A 15,867-nucleotide genomic window follows, 5' to 3' on the forward strand; every position below is an offset into this window, starting at 1 on the left:
TCCCGGTTTCTGAAATGGTGCCCGTAAGGAGGCCGTGATGCCGGAGCAGACAAGACAGGACGCGACGTCACCCTGGCATCAGGGGGAACTCGCCATGCAGCGCAGCGTCGGCGTCGTCGAACGCATGGATGGGCCCGGACGCAATTTCGTCCGCAAGGCGATGCCGGAGCAGCACCGCGCTTTCTTTCCGATGCTGCCTTTCCTGGTGCTCGGCGCCGTCGATGCCAACGGCGATGTCTGGGCAACGCTGCGGGCTGGGCGACCGGGCTTCATGTCCTCGCCCGATCCGGAGGCCCTCGATGTCGACCTGCCGCGCGACCCGGCCGATCCCGCCGATGACGGCATGGAGGATGGCGACGCGATTGCCATGCTCGGCATCCAGCTCGAGACCCGGCGGCGCAACCGGCTGAACGGCGTCATCCGCAGAACGGATGCCGAAGCGTTCCGCGTGCGCGTCGGCCAGAGCTTCGGCAATTGCCCGCAATATATCCAGCCGCGCTCCTCCGTCTTTGTCCGCGATCCCGATCGGCCGACAGCGGTGGCGCCGCTGCATTCCCGCCAACTCGACCATCGCATGCGTGGGATGATCGAAGGCGCCGATACCTTCTTCGTCGCCTCCTATGTCGATCGCGACAATGGCGAGCGGCAGGTGGACGTCTCGCATCGCGGCGGTCATGCCGGCTTCGTGCATCTCAGTGCCGACGGCGTGCTGACCATTCCCGATTTTTCCGGCAATCGCTTCTTCAACACACTCGGCAATTTCCTCGTCAACCCGAAGGCCGGGCTGGTCTTCATCGATTTCGAAACCGGCGACATGCTGCAACTGACGGGGACGGTCGAGGTGCTGCTGGATTCGCCCGACATCACCGCCTTTCAAAACGCGGAGAGGCTGTGGCGTTTCTCGCCCGAAAAGATCGTGCTTCGCCCGGATGCCCTGCCGCTGCGATGGAGCAAGGAGAGCGCCGATCTGCTGCGCCGTTCCCGCGGGTGAGGGGGCCTTGGCTGCCTCTCGACTTCCAAGACAGAACACGGCCTCGGCCATCTTGCAATCATTGTACCGATCGGTACAATGATTGCCGTTCAGTACAGGAGCGTCAATGTCCAGCCTCATCCCGCCCTTCACCCTTGAGACCGCCACCCGGAAGGTCCGTCTTGCCGAGGACGGCTGGAACAGCCGCGATCCCGAGCGCGTCTCGCTCGTCTATACGCCGGACAGCCGCTGGCGGAACCGCGCTGAATTCGTCAACGGCCGTGCCGAGATCGTCGCCTTTCTCACCCGCAAATGGGCCAAGGAGCTGGATTACCGGCTGATCAAGGAGATCTGGGCCTTCACCGATAATCGCATCGCCGTGCGCTTCGCCTATGAATGGCACGACGACAGCGGCAACTGGTTCCGCTCCTATGGCAACGAGAACTGGGAATTCGATGCCGCCGGCCTGATGCAGCGCCGCTTCGCCTGCATCAACGACCTGCCGATCGGCGAATCGGAGCGCAAATACCACTGGCCGCTCGGCCGGCGGCCGGACGATCATCCCGGTCTGACCGAGCTTGGCCTCTGACGCAAACGAGGCCAAGGAACTCCGCCGGTGAAGACCGTCCACGAACGCGCCGACATCGTGCCGTTGCTGGCGGAGATTTTCCGCGAACTCGGCTACGAAGGGACGTCGCTCAGCCGCATCACCCAACGCACCGGCCTCGGCAAGGGCAGCCTTTACCACTTCTTTCCCGGGGGAAAGGAGGAGATGGCTAACGCCGTGCTTGCCGATATCGACGCTTGGTTCGAGCAGGCGATCTATCGGCCGCTGAGACAGGACGACGCCCACCAGGCGATCGCGGCGATGTGGGTCAATGTGAATGATTACTTCAGATCCGGCCGCCGCATCTGCCTTGTCGGCGCCTTTGCCCTTGACGACACAAGGGAGCGGTTTTCGGCGGCGATCGGTGACTACTTCATCCGCTGGATTGGCGCCTTGCGTTCGGCGCTGACTCGCGCAGGCTGTTCAGAGGCGCAAGCGCTCGCAGAGGAAGGTGTCGCCGGCATTCAAGGCGCGCTGGTTTTGGCGCGGGCGCTGGGAGACGAATTGATCTTTACCCGCTCGCTGGAAACGCTGGCGAAGCGGTTTGAGGCTGCGACGCGATGAGGACTGGCCTTACATCCGCGCCGCTTTGCCTGTATCTCTCAGCGCTGTTGTTGAGGCTGCGGGGCCGGACGCGGATTTTCCCGTTCAAGGCGAATCTGGCGCCATTCGTTTTCCATCTGGTCGATCAAGTGCTGGGGAATGGTGGTTTGCGGAGTCGCAGGCGTCTGCATCGGAAGTCTCCTCTTTTCGCGGCAAGGCTTCAGGGCACGAAGATGCATTGCACAACACAAAAGGTGTGTAAATCAGTGGCTTAAACACTTTAAACGATTAAATGAATTTTAATCGATTAAGGCGGTTTTAACCACAATATTTCTGGGAAGCGCGGAATGGTTGTCCACATGGACCGAAGTGTCTTTTTCGATGCGGTGCGGGGCGAACTCTTCAAGGGAGAGATGACGCATCCTCAGGTAGTGGGCATGACGGCGATTCTCGACGCCTGGGAAGAGCGGTTTTCCCATGCCGACCTGCGGTGGCTCGCCTATATCCTCGCAACCGCCTATCACGAGACCGCCTATACGATGCAGCCGGTTCGCGAGACCCTGGCGCAAAGCGATGCCCGCGCCGTCGAAATCCTGGAAACGGCCTTTGCCGCAGGCCGGCTTTCCTGGGTGAAGACGCCCTACTGGCGGCCGGATGAAGATGGCCGCTGCTGGCTCGGGCGCGGCCTGGTGCAGCTCACCCACAAGCGGAACTACGAGGCGATGAGTACGCTGACCGGCATCGACCTCGTTGCCGATCCCGACCGGGCGATGGAGATGGATGCGGCGGTGACGATCCTGATCGACGGCATGTTGCAAGGCAGCTTTACCGGCCACAAGCTTGCCGATCACCTGAACGAGGCGACCGAGGACTGGGTGAACGCGCGGCGCATCGTCAACGGCACCGACCGGGCGGAAAAGCTTGCGACTTATGCCATGGCCTTCCATGCGGCGATGCGTCCCAATGCTGCGCATGGCTTGATCGCGCGGTTGAAGGCCTGGGGCGCGCGTGTTATCGCGCGGCTGACCCTCTGAAACCTGACAGGAGCTTCGCGTGATCCGCCATATCGTCTTCTTCACCGTGCAGGAGGAACATCTGCAGGAGGTGAGGGCCGGGCTTTCGATCCTGACCGCCATTCCGCATGCGCGGCTCCTGGAAATCGGCACCAATGTGAAGACCGATCAGCTGGGCACCGAGATCGATCTCGTGGTCTATGGCGAATTTGACGATGAGGCAGCACTTGCCGCCTACAAGGCCCATCCGGATTATCAGCTTTCGATCGAGCGAGTGCGGCCGCTCCGCGAAAAGCGCATTGCCGCCGATTACGACAGCCGCACGGCGGTGACGCGGCCGCTTTGAATATCCGCATTCGGTTGCCACATTCCATTGATATTTCAACTGGATGAATGATTTTGCGCAGCGGGAACGCGCCGAACCTCAATCAACTTCCGAGCCGCCGGACTCAACTTTCGAAAAGGCGGCGGCAAGCGATTCAAAAGATTCGGCAAAACGGCGGCGTGCTGATGGTCAGGCGGCGGCAACGGTCGCGGCGCGTGGACGGAGAGCCGCACTCGTTCTAATGTCGATGATAATCACGACATATTAAGAAGGGCTGACCTGACGGCCGGGTTCTTGAGAGGCGGCCGGGCTCAGCTGCGACGCGTGGGCGCCGCGCACCATCGTCATCAATATCAGCACGAAGATCAGCGACAAGGCTGCGAGAGCGGCGCAGACGATAAGCGCCGGGCCGGTGCCGGCACGGTCGAGGATGGCGGTGAAGATGACGGGGGCTATGGCGTTGGCGAGGTTTTGCGGCAGCGACAGCCGGGCCGACTGCAGGCCGTATTCGGCCGGTGAAAACAACGCCAGCGGCAGAAGCGCGCGGGCGACGGTCATGACGCCGGCGCCGAAGCCGTAGAGTAGAACGAAGGTGACGAGCAGCGGTGTCGACGTACCGGCGACCAACAAAATCAGGAAACTGATCATCATCAGGCCGATGCCCGTGGCCGCGCTGAGCATGGGGTTGCCGCGCCGGCCGAGCAGCATGTCGAGGAAACGCGCCGAGATGCCGAGGATGCCGCGTGCCGAACCGAGCTGCAGCGCGAAGGCTGGCGAGGCGTCGGACTGGCGGAAGATTTCGAGCAGCGATGGCGAGACGCCGAAGGTGATGAAGGTCGAGATCGTTGTCGCCGCGGCAATCAGCAGGAAGGCCTTGCGTCGCGCCGTCTTCGACAGTGGCACTGGGGCAATGTCTGCCCCGCTGCCGTCGACATGCGTCACGATTGGTTTCGGCAGGGCGAAAAGATGCAGCGGCAGGCAGACGAAGAATTGCAGGCCGGCGCAGATGAGGAAGGTGACACGCCATCCCACCGCTTCGTTCAGCAGGCTGAGGATCGGCCAGAAGATGGTGCTCGATAGGCCGGTGAACAGCATGAGAATGGCGATGACGCGTTTGCCGTTTACCCCTTCGCGCTCGACAACGGCGGTATAGGCCGGCGCCGAAAGGCCACAGGCCCCGCCGATGCCGATGACGACCCAGGCGGCGACATAGAGCACGACGCCGTTTGTCGCCGCAAGCAGAAGCAGGCCAAGCGCAAAGGTGAGCGATGAGGCCGAAAGCACCCGGGCGGCGCCGTAGCGGGCGAGCCAGCGACCGGTCGTGGGACCGACGAGGGCGCTGACCATCATCATGATCGTCAGGCCGGCAAACACCACCTCGTTCGCCAAGCCGAGAGCGGGCGCCACGATGCGGCCCATGACCCCGAGCATGTCGAACGTCGTGCCCCAGCCGATCAGCTGGGTGACGGCAAGCACGGTGACCGTCTGCGCCGAGCGGAAGCGGAAGGAATTTGGCATGGGTGCTGAAATGGCCTGAATGCGGGAGCCGCAAGGACATAACAGTTTCAATCGGCCGGTAAAAGCTGCGATCGCAATTCTCGACGGTCCGCGGTGCGCGGCCATCTGTCTCCGGTCAGGTGAGCATGGATGCTCGGGTCAAGCCCGAGCAGACGGAGGGTGGGGAGCCCAGGGAGAAAATACCGTAAGTGCGCAGCGGTTTTGTTGGAATTGCCGTCTTTTGTTTTGCGCAATTCCCACGCAAATCCGCCCCGACGATTTTGATGGAATTCCTCCGCACATCCCGCTTCTTGCAGGTCGTTATCCCCACCCTCCGTCCTGCTCGGGCTTGACCCGAGCATCCACCCCCAGCGCTCCGTATGCGCCTGGTGCCGAAGACTTTTCTCATGCGGAGAAGGTCGCCGAAGGTGCCGCGGTAGCAGCCGCCGCCAGCAATCGAGAACGGTTCTAAATGCCCTGTATTACAGCGCATTCATTTGCCATTCAGGTCGCGTGAGTACATATTCGGGGCACGTTGGCATTACCTTGAAAGCATAGCACATGGCCTTTCCTCTGAGCGTCGCAGCATTGGCCGCCGGACTGGTGGTATCGGCGCCCTCACCGGATGGCGCGGGCACCCTCATTCATCGCGTAGCAGGCGATTGCAGCGCTGCCGCAGCCCAGGTCGTCGAGCAGACGGGCGGTCAGCTCCTGTCCGTGCAGCCGGTGGGCGATACCTGTATCATCACCGTTCTGGTGTCGGGCAACGGCCAGCGCCCGCGCAAGGTGACGGTAAAGGTTCCGATGTAGGCGGAATCGGTCTATTCAGGACATCATCGATATGAAGCGGACGAAGGCGGACCGATGCGCATTCTGGTAGTCGAAGACGACGTCAATCTGAACCGGCAGCTGGCCGACACGCTGAAGGAGGCGGGCTATGTCGTCGATCAGGCGTTCGACGGCGAGGAAGGCCATTTCCTCGGCGATACCGAGCCCTATGACGCCATCATTCTCGATATCGGCCTGCCGGAGCTGGACGGGGTCTCCGTTCTTGAAAAATGGCGCGGCGCCGGCCGCGGCGTGCCGGTGCTGATCCTGACGGCGCGCGACCGCTGGAGCGACAAGGTCGCCGGCATCGACGCAGGGGCCGACGACTACGTCACCAAGCCCTTCCATGTCGAGGAAGTGCTGGCGCGCATTCGGGCGCTGATCCGGCGTGCGGCCGGGCATTCCTCATCCGAGATCATCTGCGGGCCGGTACGGCTCGATACAAAATCCTCGAAGGCGACGGTCAACGGCACGACGCTGAAGCTGACCTCGCACGAATACCGCCTGCTTGCCTATCTCATGCATCACATGGGCGAGGTCGTCTCGCGCACCGAATTGGTCGAGCACATGTACGACCAGGATTTTGACCGCGATTCCAACACGATCGAAGTCTTTGTCGGCCGTTTGCGCAAGAAGATGGGCGTCGATCTGATCGAAACGGTGCGCGGTCTCGGTTACCGCATCCAAGCGCCGAAACATGCGAATTAAGTCGCTCACCGCACGTGTGTTGCTGTTGACCACGGTCTGGTCGACGGTGGCGCTTGTCGTGATCGGCCTGCTGATCTCCACCCTCTACCGCAAGAGCGCCGAGCGCGGTTTCCAGGATCTGTTGCGGGCGCAGCTCTATAACGTTATCAACTCGGTGACGATAGGCGATCAGGGTGCGCTCAGCGGCAGCCCACAGCTCGGCGACCTGCGTTTTGCCCAGCCGAAGACCGGCTGGTACTGGGTGGTCGAGCCGCTCGGCACCTATACGACGGCGCCGCTGGTCTCGCCCTCGCTCGGCTCGGCGCTGATTCCGGTTCCTTCAGTTGTCGAGGCGCCTTTCGACAAGAATTACGAACGCTACTACCAGGTGACGGATGCCTCCGGAAACCGCGTGCAGGTGGCCGAAACCGAAGTGGTGCTCGACACAGACGGGCGCGCGGCGCGCGTCCGCGTCACCGGCAATGTCGATGTCGTCGAGGACGACGTCCGCACCTTTTCCCACAGCCTCTATCTGGCGCTCGCCGGCTTCGGCGTCGGCAGCCTGATCGTCAATGCGCTGGCGATTCTCTATGGCCTGAAGCCGCTCGACAAGGCACGCGCCGCCTTGGAGCGCATCCGCGCCGGCGAGAGCGAGCAGCTGAAAGGTGATTTCCCGCGGGAGATTCTGCCGCTCGCCAACGAGGTCAACGCACTGATCGACAGCAACCGCCGCATCGTCGAGCGGGCCCGCATGCAGGTCGGCAATCTCGCGCATTCGCTGAAGACGCCGATCGCCGTGCTCCTCAATGAGGCGCGCGTGCTGGAAAAATCCCATGGCGAACTGGTGCGCAGCCAGGCGGAATCGATGCAGGGGCAGGTACAGTCCTATCTCAACCGGGCGCGTATCGCCGCCCAGCGCGAATCCGTGCTTGCCCGCACCGATGCCGAGCCGGCGCTCGAGCGGCTGGTGCGCGTCATGCGCCGGTTGAACGTCGATACCGAATTCGATCTCGTCGTCTCGCCGCCGCATCTGGCCGTCGCCATGGAGCAGCAGGATCTCGAGGAGACCGTCGGCAACCTCTTGGAGAATGCGGCGCGTTTTGCCAAGAGCAAGGTCCGGCTTTCGGCCGTCGAGGCCGGCGACGACGTCAGGGGAGCGGAGGCGAGCGCGCGCCGCCACTGGGTGGAGCTCGCCGTCGAGGATGACGGACCGGGCCTGGAGCCCGATCAGATCCGCGAGGCGCTGAAGCGCGGCCGCAGGCTCGACGAGAGCAAGCCCGGAACCGGGCTTGGCCTGTCGATCGTCACCGAGATTTCGAGTGAGTATCAAGGACGGCTTGAGCTGTCCCGCGGCGAATGGGGCGGGCTCAAGGCGAAGCTTATCCTGCCCGGTATCACAAAGGATGTTGCATGAGCAACTGCTTGATGTCACAAAGATACTGGCAAATGTATAGCATGCTTTGCCTTAATGCTGACACGGGGACGCTGCACTTCGATCGGCTGAAATTGACCCCTGATCGTGGTTCGACGCAATGATTTTACGCTCGCAAGGCATGATCGCTTCCGCTCTCCTCGTCGCCGTCGCGCTCACCGGCTGCACGACGACGAAGGGTGCCGCTTCACGCGGCATTTTTTCGAGCAAGCCCTCGGCCTCGGCCGCCTTCCTCACCGCGCTACAAGGCGGTCTTGCCGGCCGCAGCGGCGTGACGCTGAACGACAGCGACAAGCAGCGGGCGCTGGAGGCGGAATATCGGGCGCTGGAAGGTGCGGCCGTCGGCCAGCCGGTGCTGTGGACCGGCAAGGACGTCACCGGCAAGGTGGTCGCCGCTGCACCCTATCAGGTCGGCTCGCAGAACTGCCGGCAATATACCCATACGCTGACCGTCGACGGCAAGGACACCGTGGTGCGGGGCGCTGCCTGCCGCAACGAGGATGGCAGCTGGTCACCGCTCGGCTGAAACAGGTGAATTGCGGCTTATAGCCTCAAATCTTCGTCATTCCGGCTTTGGCAGTTGGAATGGCGGCCCGCTTCACGTATTTGGGCCGATATGCTGTTCTGGATTCTCGTTGCCGTTCTGACGGCAGTCGTCGCTGCTGTCCTGCTCTACCCCCTTCTGCGCGGTGCGAAGGCGGCTGAGAATATCCGTGCGGGTGAGGCGGCGGTCTATCGCGACCAGTTGCGCGAACTCGACCGCGATCTCAATGGCGGGCTCATCACCCCTGAAGAAGCCGATTATGCCAGGGCGGAAGTCGGCCGTCGGCTGATCGCCGTTTCTGCCGACGAGCCGGAAGAGATGCGGAAACCCGTGCGGCATCACCGTTTCACCGAGGCCTTCGTGCTGCTGGTGCTGCCGCTTCTCGGGCTCTGTCTTTATTTGACGACGGGCAGGCCGGACCTGCCCTCGCAGCCGCTGGAAGCGCGGCTGGAAAATCCCGGCAACGATGTGGCGGTGCTGATCGCCAAGGCGGAACGGCACCTGGCGCAAAGCCCCGATGACGGCAAGGGCTGGGACGTGCTGGCGCCGATCTATCTGCGCACCATGCGGGTGAACGATGCGCAAGTGGCCTATCGCAACGCCATCCGGCTGCTCGGCCCAAGCCCCGCCCGGCTGGACGGCCTTGCCGAGACGCTGATGGCGGTCTCCGATGGGGTGGTGACGGAGGAGACGCGCCAGGTGCTGGAACAGTCGCTGACGCTGGAGCCCGACAATCCGCGCGCCCGCTTCTACATCGCGCTCAGCATGGAGCAGGCGGGACGGCCCGATGAGGCGCGCCAGGCCTTCGAGGCGCTGGCGAAACAATCGCCGGCCGATGCGCCCTGGCTGCCGCTGGTCAACCAGCATATCGCCATGAATGGCGGCGCGCCGGCAGGCGCCAATCAGGTTGCTCCGAGCGCCGATCAGGCTGCCCCGGGCGCCAATCCGGCTGCCCCGGGCGCCAATCCGGCTGCCCCCGGCAATCCCACGCAGCAGGATGTGGCGGCGGCCGAAAACATGAGCGCCGGCGACCGGCAGCAGATGATCCGCGGCATGGTCGAGAGCCTCGATGCCAAGCTCAGCGCCGATCCGAACAATTTCGAGGGATGGGTGCGGCTCGTCCGCTCTTACGCCGTATTGAACGATAAGGATCGTGCCGCCGCTGCGCTGAAGCGCGGGCTTACGGCCTTTCCGCCGGCGGGTGAACAGGGCAGGCAATTGCTGGCGCTGGCCAGGGAACTCGGCATATCAACGGAAGGATTGGCTGAATGACGCGCAAGCAGAAGCGCCTGGCGGTGATATCCGGCGGCATGGTCTTCATTGCCGCCGCCGTGCTGCTGGTGATGTTCGCCTTTAGCCAGTCGGTCGCCTATTTCTACATGCCGGCCGATCTGGCAAAGACGCCGGTGGCGCCGGAAACCCGCATCCGGCTCGGCGGCCTGGTCGGCGAAGGCAGCGTCGTGCGCGGCGCCGGCTCGACCGTGGAATTTTCCGTCACCGACGGCAGCGCCAATGCGGTCAAGGTCCAATATACCGGTATCCTCCCCGATCTCTTCCGCGAGGGGCAGGGGGTCGTCACCGAAGGCATGTTTGCGCCGGGAACCAACGTCTTTACCGCCGACACCGTGCTTGCCAAGCATGACGAGACCTATATGCCGAAGGACGTGGCCGACAGGCTGAAGCAGCAGGGGCTGTGGAAAGAGGGTCAGGGTGAGGAGGCGAAGGCGACGCAATGATCATCGAGATCGGCCATTACGCGCTGGTGCTGGCGCTGGCGACGGCGCTCATTCTTTCGGTCGTCCCTGTCATCGGCGCGCGCCGCTTTGACCGGGCGATGATGGATGTGGCGACATCAGGTTCGCTGGCAATGTTCCTGCTCGTGTGCTTCGCCTTCGCGGTTCTGACCTATGCCCATGTCGTCTCCGACTTCTCGGTCGAGAACGTCTGGGAGAATTCGCATTCGCTGGTGCCGCTGATCTACAAATATTCCGGCGTCTGGGGCAATCACGAGGGATCGATGATGCTCTGGCTGCTGATCCTGACGCTGTTCAGCGCGCTCGTCGCCGTCTTCGGGCGCAACCTGCCGGAGACGCTGAAGGCCAATGTGCTTGCCGTGCAGGCCTGGATTTCGGTCGCCTTCACCCTGTTCATCCTGCTGACCTCCAATCCCTTCCTGCGGCTCGATCCGGCTCCGGCCGAGGGCCGCGATCTCAATCCGGTGCTGCAGGATATCGGTCTGGCGATCCACCCGCCGCTGCTCTATCTCGGCTATGTCGGCTTCTCCGTCTGTTTCTCCTTTGCCGTCGCAGCCCTTCTCGAAGGCCGCATCGACGCCGCCTGGGCCCGCTGGGTGCGGCCCTGGACGCTCGCCGCCTGGACTTTTCTGACGCTTGGCATCGCCATGGGCTCCTACTGGGCCTATTACGAACTCGGCTGGGGCGGCTGGTGGTTCTGGGATCCGGTCGAAAACGCCTCCTTCATGCCCTGGCTTGCCGGCACGGCGCTGCTGCATTCGGCCCTCGTCATGGAAAAGCGCGAGGCGCTGAAGATCTGGACGGTGCTGCTGGCCATCCTCACCTTCTCGCTGTCGCTGATGGGCACCTTCCTGGTGCGCTCCGGCGTGTTGACCTCGGTGCACGCTTTTGCCAGCGATCCCTCCCGCGGCGTCTTCATTCTCTGCATCCTGCTGATCTTCATTGGCGGCGCACTGTCGCTGTTTGCCTTCCGCGCGCCGAAGCTTTCGGCCGGCGGGCTGTTTGCGCCGATTTCGCGCGAGGGCGCGCTCGTCGTCAACAATCTGATCCTGACGGTCGCCTGCGGCACGGTGCTCACCGGCACGCTCTACCCGTTGCTGCTGGAGACGCTCACTGGTGACAAGATTTCCGTCGGGCCGCCCTTCTTCAACCTGACCTTTGGCCTGCTGATGGCGCCGCTGATCGTCATCGTGCCCTTCGGGCCGCTGCTGGCCTGGAAGCGCGGCGATCTGCTCGGCGTTTTGCAGCGGCTCTATGTGGTGGCCGGTCTCGCCTTCGCTGCCGCGGTGATCTTCTTCTATCTCCAGCATGGCGGGCCGGTACTCTCAGTGCTCGGTCTCGCCGCAGGGCTGTTCCTGGTGTTCGGGGCCATCGCCGATCTCTGGTATCGCGCCGGCATCGGCAAGGTGGCGGGCAGTGTTGCCTGGCGCCGTCTGACCGGCCTGCCGCGTTCGGCCTTCGGCACCGCCCTTGCCCATGCCGGGCTCGGCATCAGCGTGCTCGGCATCGTCGCGGTGACGACGTTCCAGACCGAGCATGTCATCGCGATGAAGCCCGGCGAGACCACCGATGCCGGCGGCTACAGCCTGCATTTCGACGGCATGCAGCCGGCGACCGGGCCGAATTACACCGAGGAGCGCGGCCACTTCACCATCCGGCGCGCCGGTGTCGCGGTTGCCGATACCTGGTCGGCCAAGCGCCTCTACACCGCCCGCCAGATGCCGACGACGGAGGCCGGCATCCTGACCTTCGGCCTCAGCCAGCTCTACGTCTCGCTCGGCGACGCCACCAAGGACGGCGGCATCGTCGTGCGCATCTGGTGGAAGCCGTTCATCCTCTGCATCTGGGGCGGCGCTTTGATCATGGCCTTCGGCGGCCTGGTCTCCCTCAGCGACCGCCGCCTGCGCGTCGGCGCGCCACGCAGGAAGGCGAAGGCGGCAAAGCCGGCAGCCCCTACTCTGGAGCCGGCAGAATGATGGGCTCTCTCCTTTTTCCTCCTTCTCCCCATCGGGGAGAAGATGCCCGATGGGCAGATGAGGGGGCCGAGCGGCAGAGCCGCGAGGAGCTTGAGCGCAAGCGAAAGGTCGTTTTTGCTGCTGGCCGCCCCCTCATCCGCCCTGTCGGGCACCTTCTCCCCGAGGGGCGAAGGGGAATGCGGCTGCTCTCCCGACTCCTCGTCATCCTGTTCATCCTCTTCACACCCTTCTCCGCCTTCGCCGTCAATCCCGACGAGGTACTGGCTGATCCGGCTTTGGAAGCCCGGGCGCGGGCCCTTTCGGCGGAACTGCGCTGCATGGTTTGCCAGAACCAGTCGATCGACGATTCCAATGCCGATCTTGCCAAGGACCTGCGCCTGCTGGTGCGCGAGCGCATCACCGACGGCGACAGCGACGAGGCGGTGCTGAACTATATCGTCTCGCGCTACGGCGAGTTCGTGCTGCTGAAGCCGCGTGTCGGGATGAAGACGGTGCTGCTTTGGGGCGCTCCGGTGCTGCTGGTGCTCGCCGGCGGACTGTCGCTGCTGGTCTTTGCGCGCAAAAGGGCTGGCAAACCGACTGGCAGCAAGCTGACGGCGGACGAACAGGCGAAGCTGAGCGAGCTTCTGAAAAAATAACTGGCCAGCTGGCAACTCTCCAGCGTGACGTGTGCGCGCGGCGGGGTGATGCGCAATCAACTGCAAAATTGTGAAGCTTGGGTGACCTGATCAGACCGGGACCAGTCCGTAGCGGAGCATGATTTCATTGGCCTTCGCGAGGTCCGGTTTGCCGGGCACGTTCACCACCTCGGCAATTTCCTCGAAATAACGCCGTCCAATTGTACCCGGCGTGATGGTCGCCAAGACCTTGGCTGTGCCATCATGCAGGTTCTCGTGATGGTGCACCGCCCCTCGCGGAATGAATATGGCGTCGCCGGCGCGAATCTCGCGCGTTTGCCCGTCGACAATGACGGTGAGCGCGCCTTCAAGGCCGTAGAGGAATTCGTCTGCATCCCGATGACTGTGCGGAGCGGGAACGCGCGCCCGGGATGGCACTGTGAATTCGAACACCGTCGCGCCGACCTCACTGATGAGAAAACGCAGTTCGAGTTGCCCGATCCGCACAATATCGTTTCGTACCGCTTCCATCTAAGGCCCCCACAATGTAAAGTAACTTTACATCGAAACGTAAAGTGGCTTTACACATATGTCAATCCCATTGCCCCCGGATTCAATTCCCGACGCGTTGCCCGGTCCGCCGTTCTTCGGCGCGCTGCTGCGCATTGTCTGGCAGCATGTGCGCGAACGCATGCTGCAAGCCATTCACGAGGCGGGCTTTGCCGACTTCCAGGAGCCGCATTTTGCCGTGTTCTCGTTTCCGCTGCCGGATGGCACGAGACCGTCCGAACTCGCGCGTCAGAAGCGGATGTCGCGACAAGCTGTGAATTATCTGCTCAGCCAGCTTGAAGACCTGGGCTATGTCGAGCGTCGCGCAGTCGACGGCAGCGATCGCCGACTGGTCTATCTGACGCCACGGGGACATGAAGTCGTCGCAGCCATTTTCGGATGTCTTCGGCAGTTGCATGAGCAATGGTCCAAAGAGGTTGGAAAGGAGCGCTTCGATGACTTCGTAGATGTGTTGAAGCAGCTGTCGACCAAAGCACAAGAACCGGCAAACCGCTGAAAAAACTCAACTTTGCGACGGCGGTAACAGACGTCTCAAAACGGTTCGAGAACCTATTGTTCGAGAACCTATTAATGCATGTCGCCCGGAAGTGTGCAGCGGTTCCGGGATAACGACATGCATAAGAACAAAGGACTAAAGCGCGCCGCATGAATCAAATTTGATGCGACGCGCTTTAGCCAGCCGAAGTCTACGGGAATTGAAGGCCGCTTCCGCAAAGGAGCGCGTGTAGCGCGGGATCTCTGAGCCGGAGGTCGCCGCGGGTGAAGTCCATCTGCGTTCGGCCCTTTGCCAAACATTGCAAACATTACCAACTTTTCATTGGCCGGACAGTTCGCAGTAAGGTGCGCCATCCTATATCTTGATGCATCGACTGATCCGGCGCTGCCGGGCTGAAGATTTAAGAACAACAGAAGGTGCTCCAATGCTCAAGAATTTCAACGGACGTCCGTCCCTCGCCACTGTGCTCAAGGCTTCTACCGTCGCCGGTATCGCAGCCGCTGTGCTTGCAACCGGCGTTCCGCTCGAAATCACCCGGTCTTATGCCGAAGCAGTCAAGGTTCAAGCACCTGCTGTCCCAAGCTTTGCCAATGTTGTCGATGCCGTTTCGCCGGCCGTGGTTTCCGTCCGCGTTGAGAACCGCGTCAATCCCGTCTCCGACAATGACGGCTTTTCCCTCGAAGGCCGCGGCTTCGACGATCTTCCCGATGATCATCCGCTGAAGCGCTTCTTCAAGCAGTTCGGCGGCCAGGACCCAAATGATCAGCAGGGCCATCAGCGGCGCTTTGGCCAGAACGGCCCGGGCGGCCCGAATGGCCCCGGCGGGAAGGGCCGTCTGCGCCCCGTCGCTCAAGGCTCCGGCTTCTTCATTTCCGAGGACGGTTACATCGTCACCAACAACCACGTCGTTTCCGATGGCCAGGCCTTCGTCGCCGTCATGAATGACGGCACCGAGCTCGATGCCAAGCTGATCGGCAAGGATCCGCGCACCGATCTCGCCGTGCTGAAGGTCGACGGCAAGGGCAAGAAGTTCACCTATGTCAACTGGGCCGACGACAACAACGTCCGCGTCGGTGACTGGGTCGTCGCCGTCGGCAACCCCTTCGGCCTTGGCGGCACGGTCACGGCCGGCATCGTCTCGGCCCGCGGCCGCGATATCGGCTCCGGCCCCTATGACGATTACCTGCAGGTGGATGCCGCTGTGAACCGCGGCAACTCCGGCGGCCCGACCTTCAACCTCAGCGGCGAAGTCGTCGGCATCAACACCGCGATCTTCTCGCCATCGGGCGGCAGCGTCGGCATCGCCTTCGCCATTCCCGCCTCGACCGCCAAGGATGTCGTCGCTGATCTGATGAAGGACGGCCAGGTTTCGCGTGGCTGGCTGGGTGTGCAGATCCAGCCGGTGACCAAGGATATCGCCGAATCCATCGGCCTTTCCGAGCCGAGCGGCGCCCTCGTCGTCGCCCCGCAGGCTGGATCTCCGGGCGATAAGGCCGGCATGAAGGCCGGCGATGTCGTCACTGCGCTGAACGGTGAAACGATCAAGGATGCGCGTGACCTCAGCCGCCGCATCGGTGCGATGCAGCCGGGCAGCAAGGTCGAGCTTTCCGTCTGGCGCGCCGGCAAGGCGCAGCCCCTGACCGTCGAACTCGGCACGCTGCCGGCCGACCAGAAGGACGCGTCCGCCGACGACAACAACCAGCCGCAGCAGCCCGAGGCACCGGCTTCCGAGAAGGCGCTTGCCGATCTCGGCCTGACGGTCGGTCCTTCCGATGACGGCAAGGGCCTGGCGATCACCGGCATCGACCCGGATTCCGACGCCGCCGACAAGGGCATCAAGGAAGGCGAGAAGATCACCTCGGTCAACAACCAGGAGGTCTCCAGCCCCGCCGATGTCGTCAAGGTGCTGAACCAGGCCAAGAAAGACGGCCGCACCCGCGCGCTGTTCCAGATCCAGTCGAGCGAAGGAAGCCGTTTCGTCGCACTTCCGATCAACGGCCAGGGCTGA

At 63.0% G+C, this 15,867-nt stretch carries 18 protein-coding genes; 15 read left to right on the top strand and 3 right to left on the bottom strand.

The features are described from left to right. The first annotated feature begins 37 nt into the window (after window positions 1-37). The 3 genes from BBJ66_RS03505 to BBJ66_RS03515 all read left to right on the top strand — a co-directional run bounded on the left by BBJ66_RS03505 (window position 38) and on the right by BBJ66_RS03515 (window position 2,141). Window positions 38-991 (top strand): pyridoxamine 5'-phosphate oxidase family protein, encoded by a 954-nt coding sequence (locus tag BBJ66_RS03505; protein ID WP_071085082.1) that lies wholly within the window; start codon window positions 38-40, stop codon window positions 989-991. 106 nt (window positions 992-1,097) lie between these two features. After that, window positions 1,098-1,559 (top strand): nuclear transport factor 2 family protein, encoded by a 462-nt coding sequence (locus BBJ66_RS03510; RefSeq protein WP_071085085.1) that lies wholly within the window; start codon window positions 1,098-1,100, stop codon window positions 1,557-1,559. Between the two features lie 27 nt (window positions 1,560-1,586). Continuing rightward, the gene (locus tag BBJ66_RS03515) at window positions 1,587-2,141 is read left to right on the top strand and encodes a TetR/AcrR family transcriptional regulator (RefSeq protein WP_049734407.1); all 555 of its coding nucleotides are present in this window, start codon (window positions 1,587-1,589) and stop codon (window positions 2,139-2,141) included. Between the two features lie 38 nt (window positions 2,142-2,179). On the opposite strand, the gene BBJ66_RS35595 is transcribed toward BBJ66_RS03515, so the two are convergent. Further along, window positions 2,180-2,311, bottom strand: coding sequence for a hypothetical protein (locus BBJ66_RS35595; protein ID WP_274534065.1), 132 nt, complete (start codon window positions 2,309-2,311; stop codon window positions 2,180-2,182). A 156-nt stretch (window positions 2,312-2,467) separates the two neighbouring features. Between BBJ66_RS35595 and BBJ66_RS03520 the strand changes: the two genes are divergently transcribed. Next, window positions 2,468-3,154, top strand: coding sequence for a hypothetical protein (locus BBJ66_RS03520; RefSeq protein WP_071085087.1), 687 nt, complete (start codon window positions 2,468-2,470; stop codon window positions 3,152-3,154). A 19-nt stretch (window positions 3,155-3,173) separates the two neighbouring features. Continuing rightward, window positions 3,174-3,479, top strand: a complete 306-nt coding sequence (locus BBJ66_RS03525; RefSeq protein ID WP_012557062.1) for a Dabb family protein — start codon at window positions 3,174-3,176, stop codon at window positions 3,477-3,479. Between the two features lie 243 nt (window positions 3,480-3,722). Here BBJ66_RS03525 and BBJ66_RS03530 read toward each other — a convergent pair whose 3' ends face one another. Further along, a complete protein-coding gene (locus BBJ66_RS03530) occupies window positions 3,723-4,976 on the bottom strand; it encodes an MFS transporter (protein ID WP_190238011.1) in 1,254 nt (417 codons plus the stop codon). A gap of 540 nt (window positions 4,977-5,516) precedes the next feature. Between BBJ66_RS03530 and BBJ66_RS03535 the strand changes: the two genes are divergently transcribed. The 8 genes from BBJ66_RS03535 to BBJ66_RS03570 all read left to right on the top strand — a co-directional run bounded on the left by BBJ66_RS03535 (window position 5,517) and on the right by BBJ66_RS03570 (window position 12,814). Continuing rightward, window positions 5,517-5,765, top strand: coding sequence for a hypothetical protein (locus tag BBJ66_RS03535; protein WP_049734405.1), 249 nt, complete (start codon window positions 5,517-5,519; stop codon window positions 5,763-5,765). 54 nt (window positions 5,766-5,819) lie between these two features. Next, complete coding sequence (locus tag BBJ66_RS03540; protein ID WP_049734404.1) at window positions 5,820-6,491, top strand: response regulator transcription factor; 672 nt, start codon at window positions 5,820-5,822, stop codon at window positions 6,489-6,491. Then, window positions 6,481-7,884, top strand: coding sequence for a sensor histidine kinase (locus tag BBJ66_RS03545; RefSeq protein WP_049734403.1), 1,404 nt, complete (start codon window positions 6,481-6,483; stop codon window positions 7,882-7,884). Before BBJ66_RS03540 ends, BBJ66_RS03545 begins: the two co-directional genes overlap by 11 nt. Window positions 7,885-8,002: 118 nt before the next feature. After that, on the top strand, window positions 8,003-8,428 hold the full coding sequence (locus BBJ66_RS03550; RefSeq protein WP_049734402.1) for a hypothetical protein: 426 nt from the start codon (window positions 8,003-8,005) through the stop codon (window positions 8,426-8,428). 90 nt (window positions 8,429-8,518) lie between these two features. Then, window positions 8,519-9,718, top strand: coding sequence for a c-type cytochrome biogenesis protein CcmI (gene ccmI, locus BBJ66_RS03555; protein ID WP_071085089.1), 1,200 nt, complete (start codon window positions 8,519-8,521; stop codon window positions 9,716-9,718). Next, the gene (ccmE, locus tag BBJ66_RS03560; RefSeq protein ID WP_071085091.1) at window positions 9,715-10,182 is read left to right on the top strand and encodes a cytochrome c maturation protein CcmE; all 468 of its coding nucleotides are present in this window, start codon (window positions 9,715-9,717) and stop codon (window positions 10,180-10,182) included. The genes ccmI and ccmE overlap by 4 nt, the downstream gene beginning before the upstream one ends. Then, the gene (locus BBJ66_RS03565; protein ID WP_071085093.1) at window positions 10,179-12,176 is read left to right on the top strand and encodes a heme lyase CcmF/NrfE family subunit; all 1,998 of its coding nucleotides are present in this window, start codon (window positions 10,179-10,181) and stop codon (window positions 12,174-12,176) included. Before ccmE ends, BBJ66_RS03565 begins: the two co-directional genes overlap by 4 nt. Before the next feature lie 182 nt (window positions 12,177-12,358). Further along, a complete protein-coding gene (locus BBJ66_RS03570; protein ID WP_049734577.1) occupies window positions 12,359-12,814 on the top strand; it encodes a cytochrome c-type biogenesis protein in 456 nt (151 codons plus the stop codon). Window positions 12,815-12,904: 90 nt separating this feature from the next. Here BBJ66_RS03570 and BBJ66_RS03575 read toward each other — a convergent pair whose 3' ends face one another. After that, window positions 12,905-13,324 carry a cupin domain-containing protein gene (locus tag BBJ66_RS03575; RefSeq protein WP_049734398.1) on the bottom strand — a complete coding sequence of 140 codons (420 nt, stop codon included), beginning with the start codon at window positions 13,322-13,324 and terminating at the stop codon, window positions 12,905-12,907. Between the two features lie 58 nt (window positions 13,325-13,382). Between BBJ66_RS03575 and BBJ66_RS03580 the strand changes: the two genes are divergently transcribed. Next, on the top strand, window positions 13,383-13,859 hold the full coding sequence (locus tag BBJ66_RS03580) for a MarR family winged helix-turn-helix transcriptional regulator (protein ID WP_071085095.1): 477 nt from the start codon (window positions 13,383-13,385) through the stop codon (window positions 13,857-13,859). Window positions 13,860-14,283: 424 nt separating this feature from the next. After that, window positions 14,284-15,867 carry a Do family serine endopeptidase gene (locus BBJ66_RS03585; protein WP_049735269.1) on the top strand — a complete coding sequence of 528 codons (1,584 nt, stop codon included), beginning with the start codon at window positions 14,284-14,286 and terminating at the stop codon, window positions 15,865-15,867.

It is taken from the genome of Rhizobium sp. RSm-3 (genome assembly GCF_001854685.1).
GTDB lineage: Bacteria > Pseudomonadota > Alphaproteobacteria > Rhizobiales > Rhizobiaceae > Rhizobium > Rhizobium ecuadorense.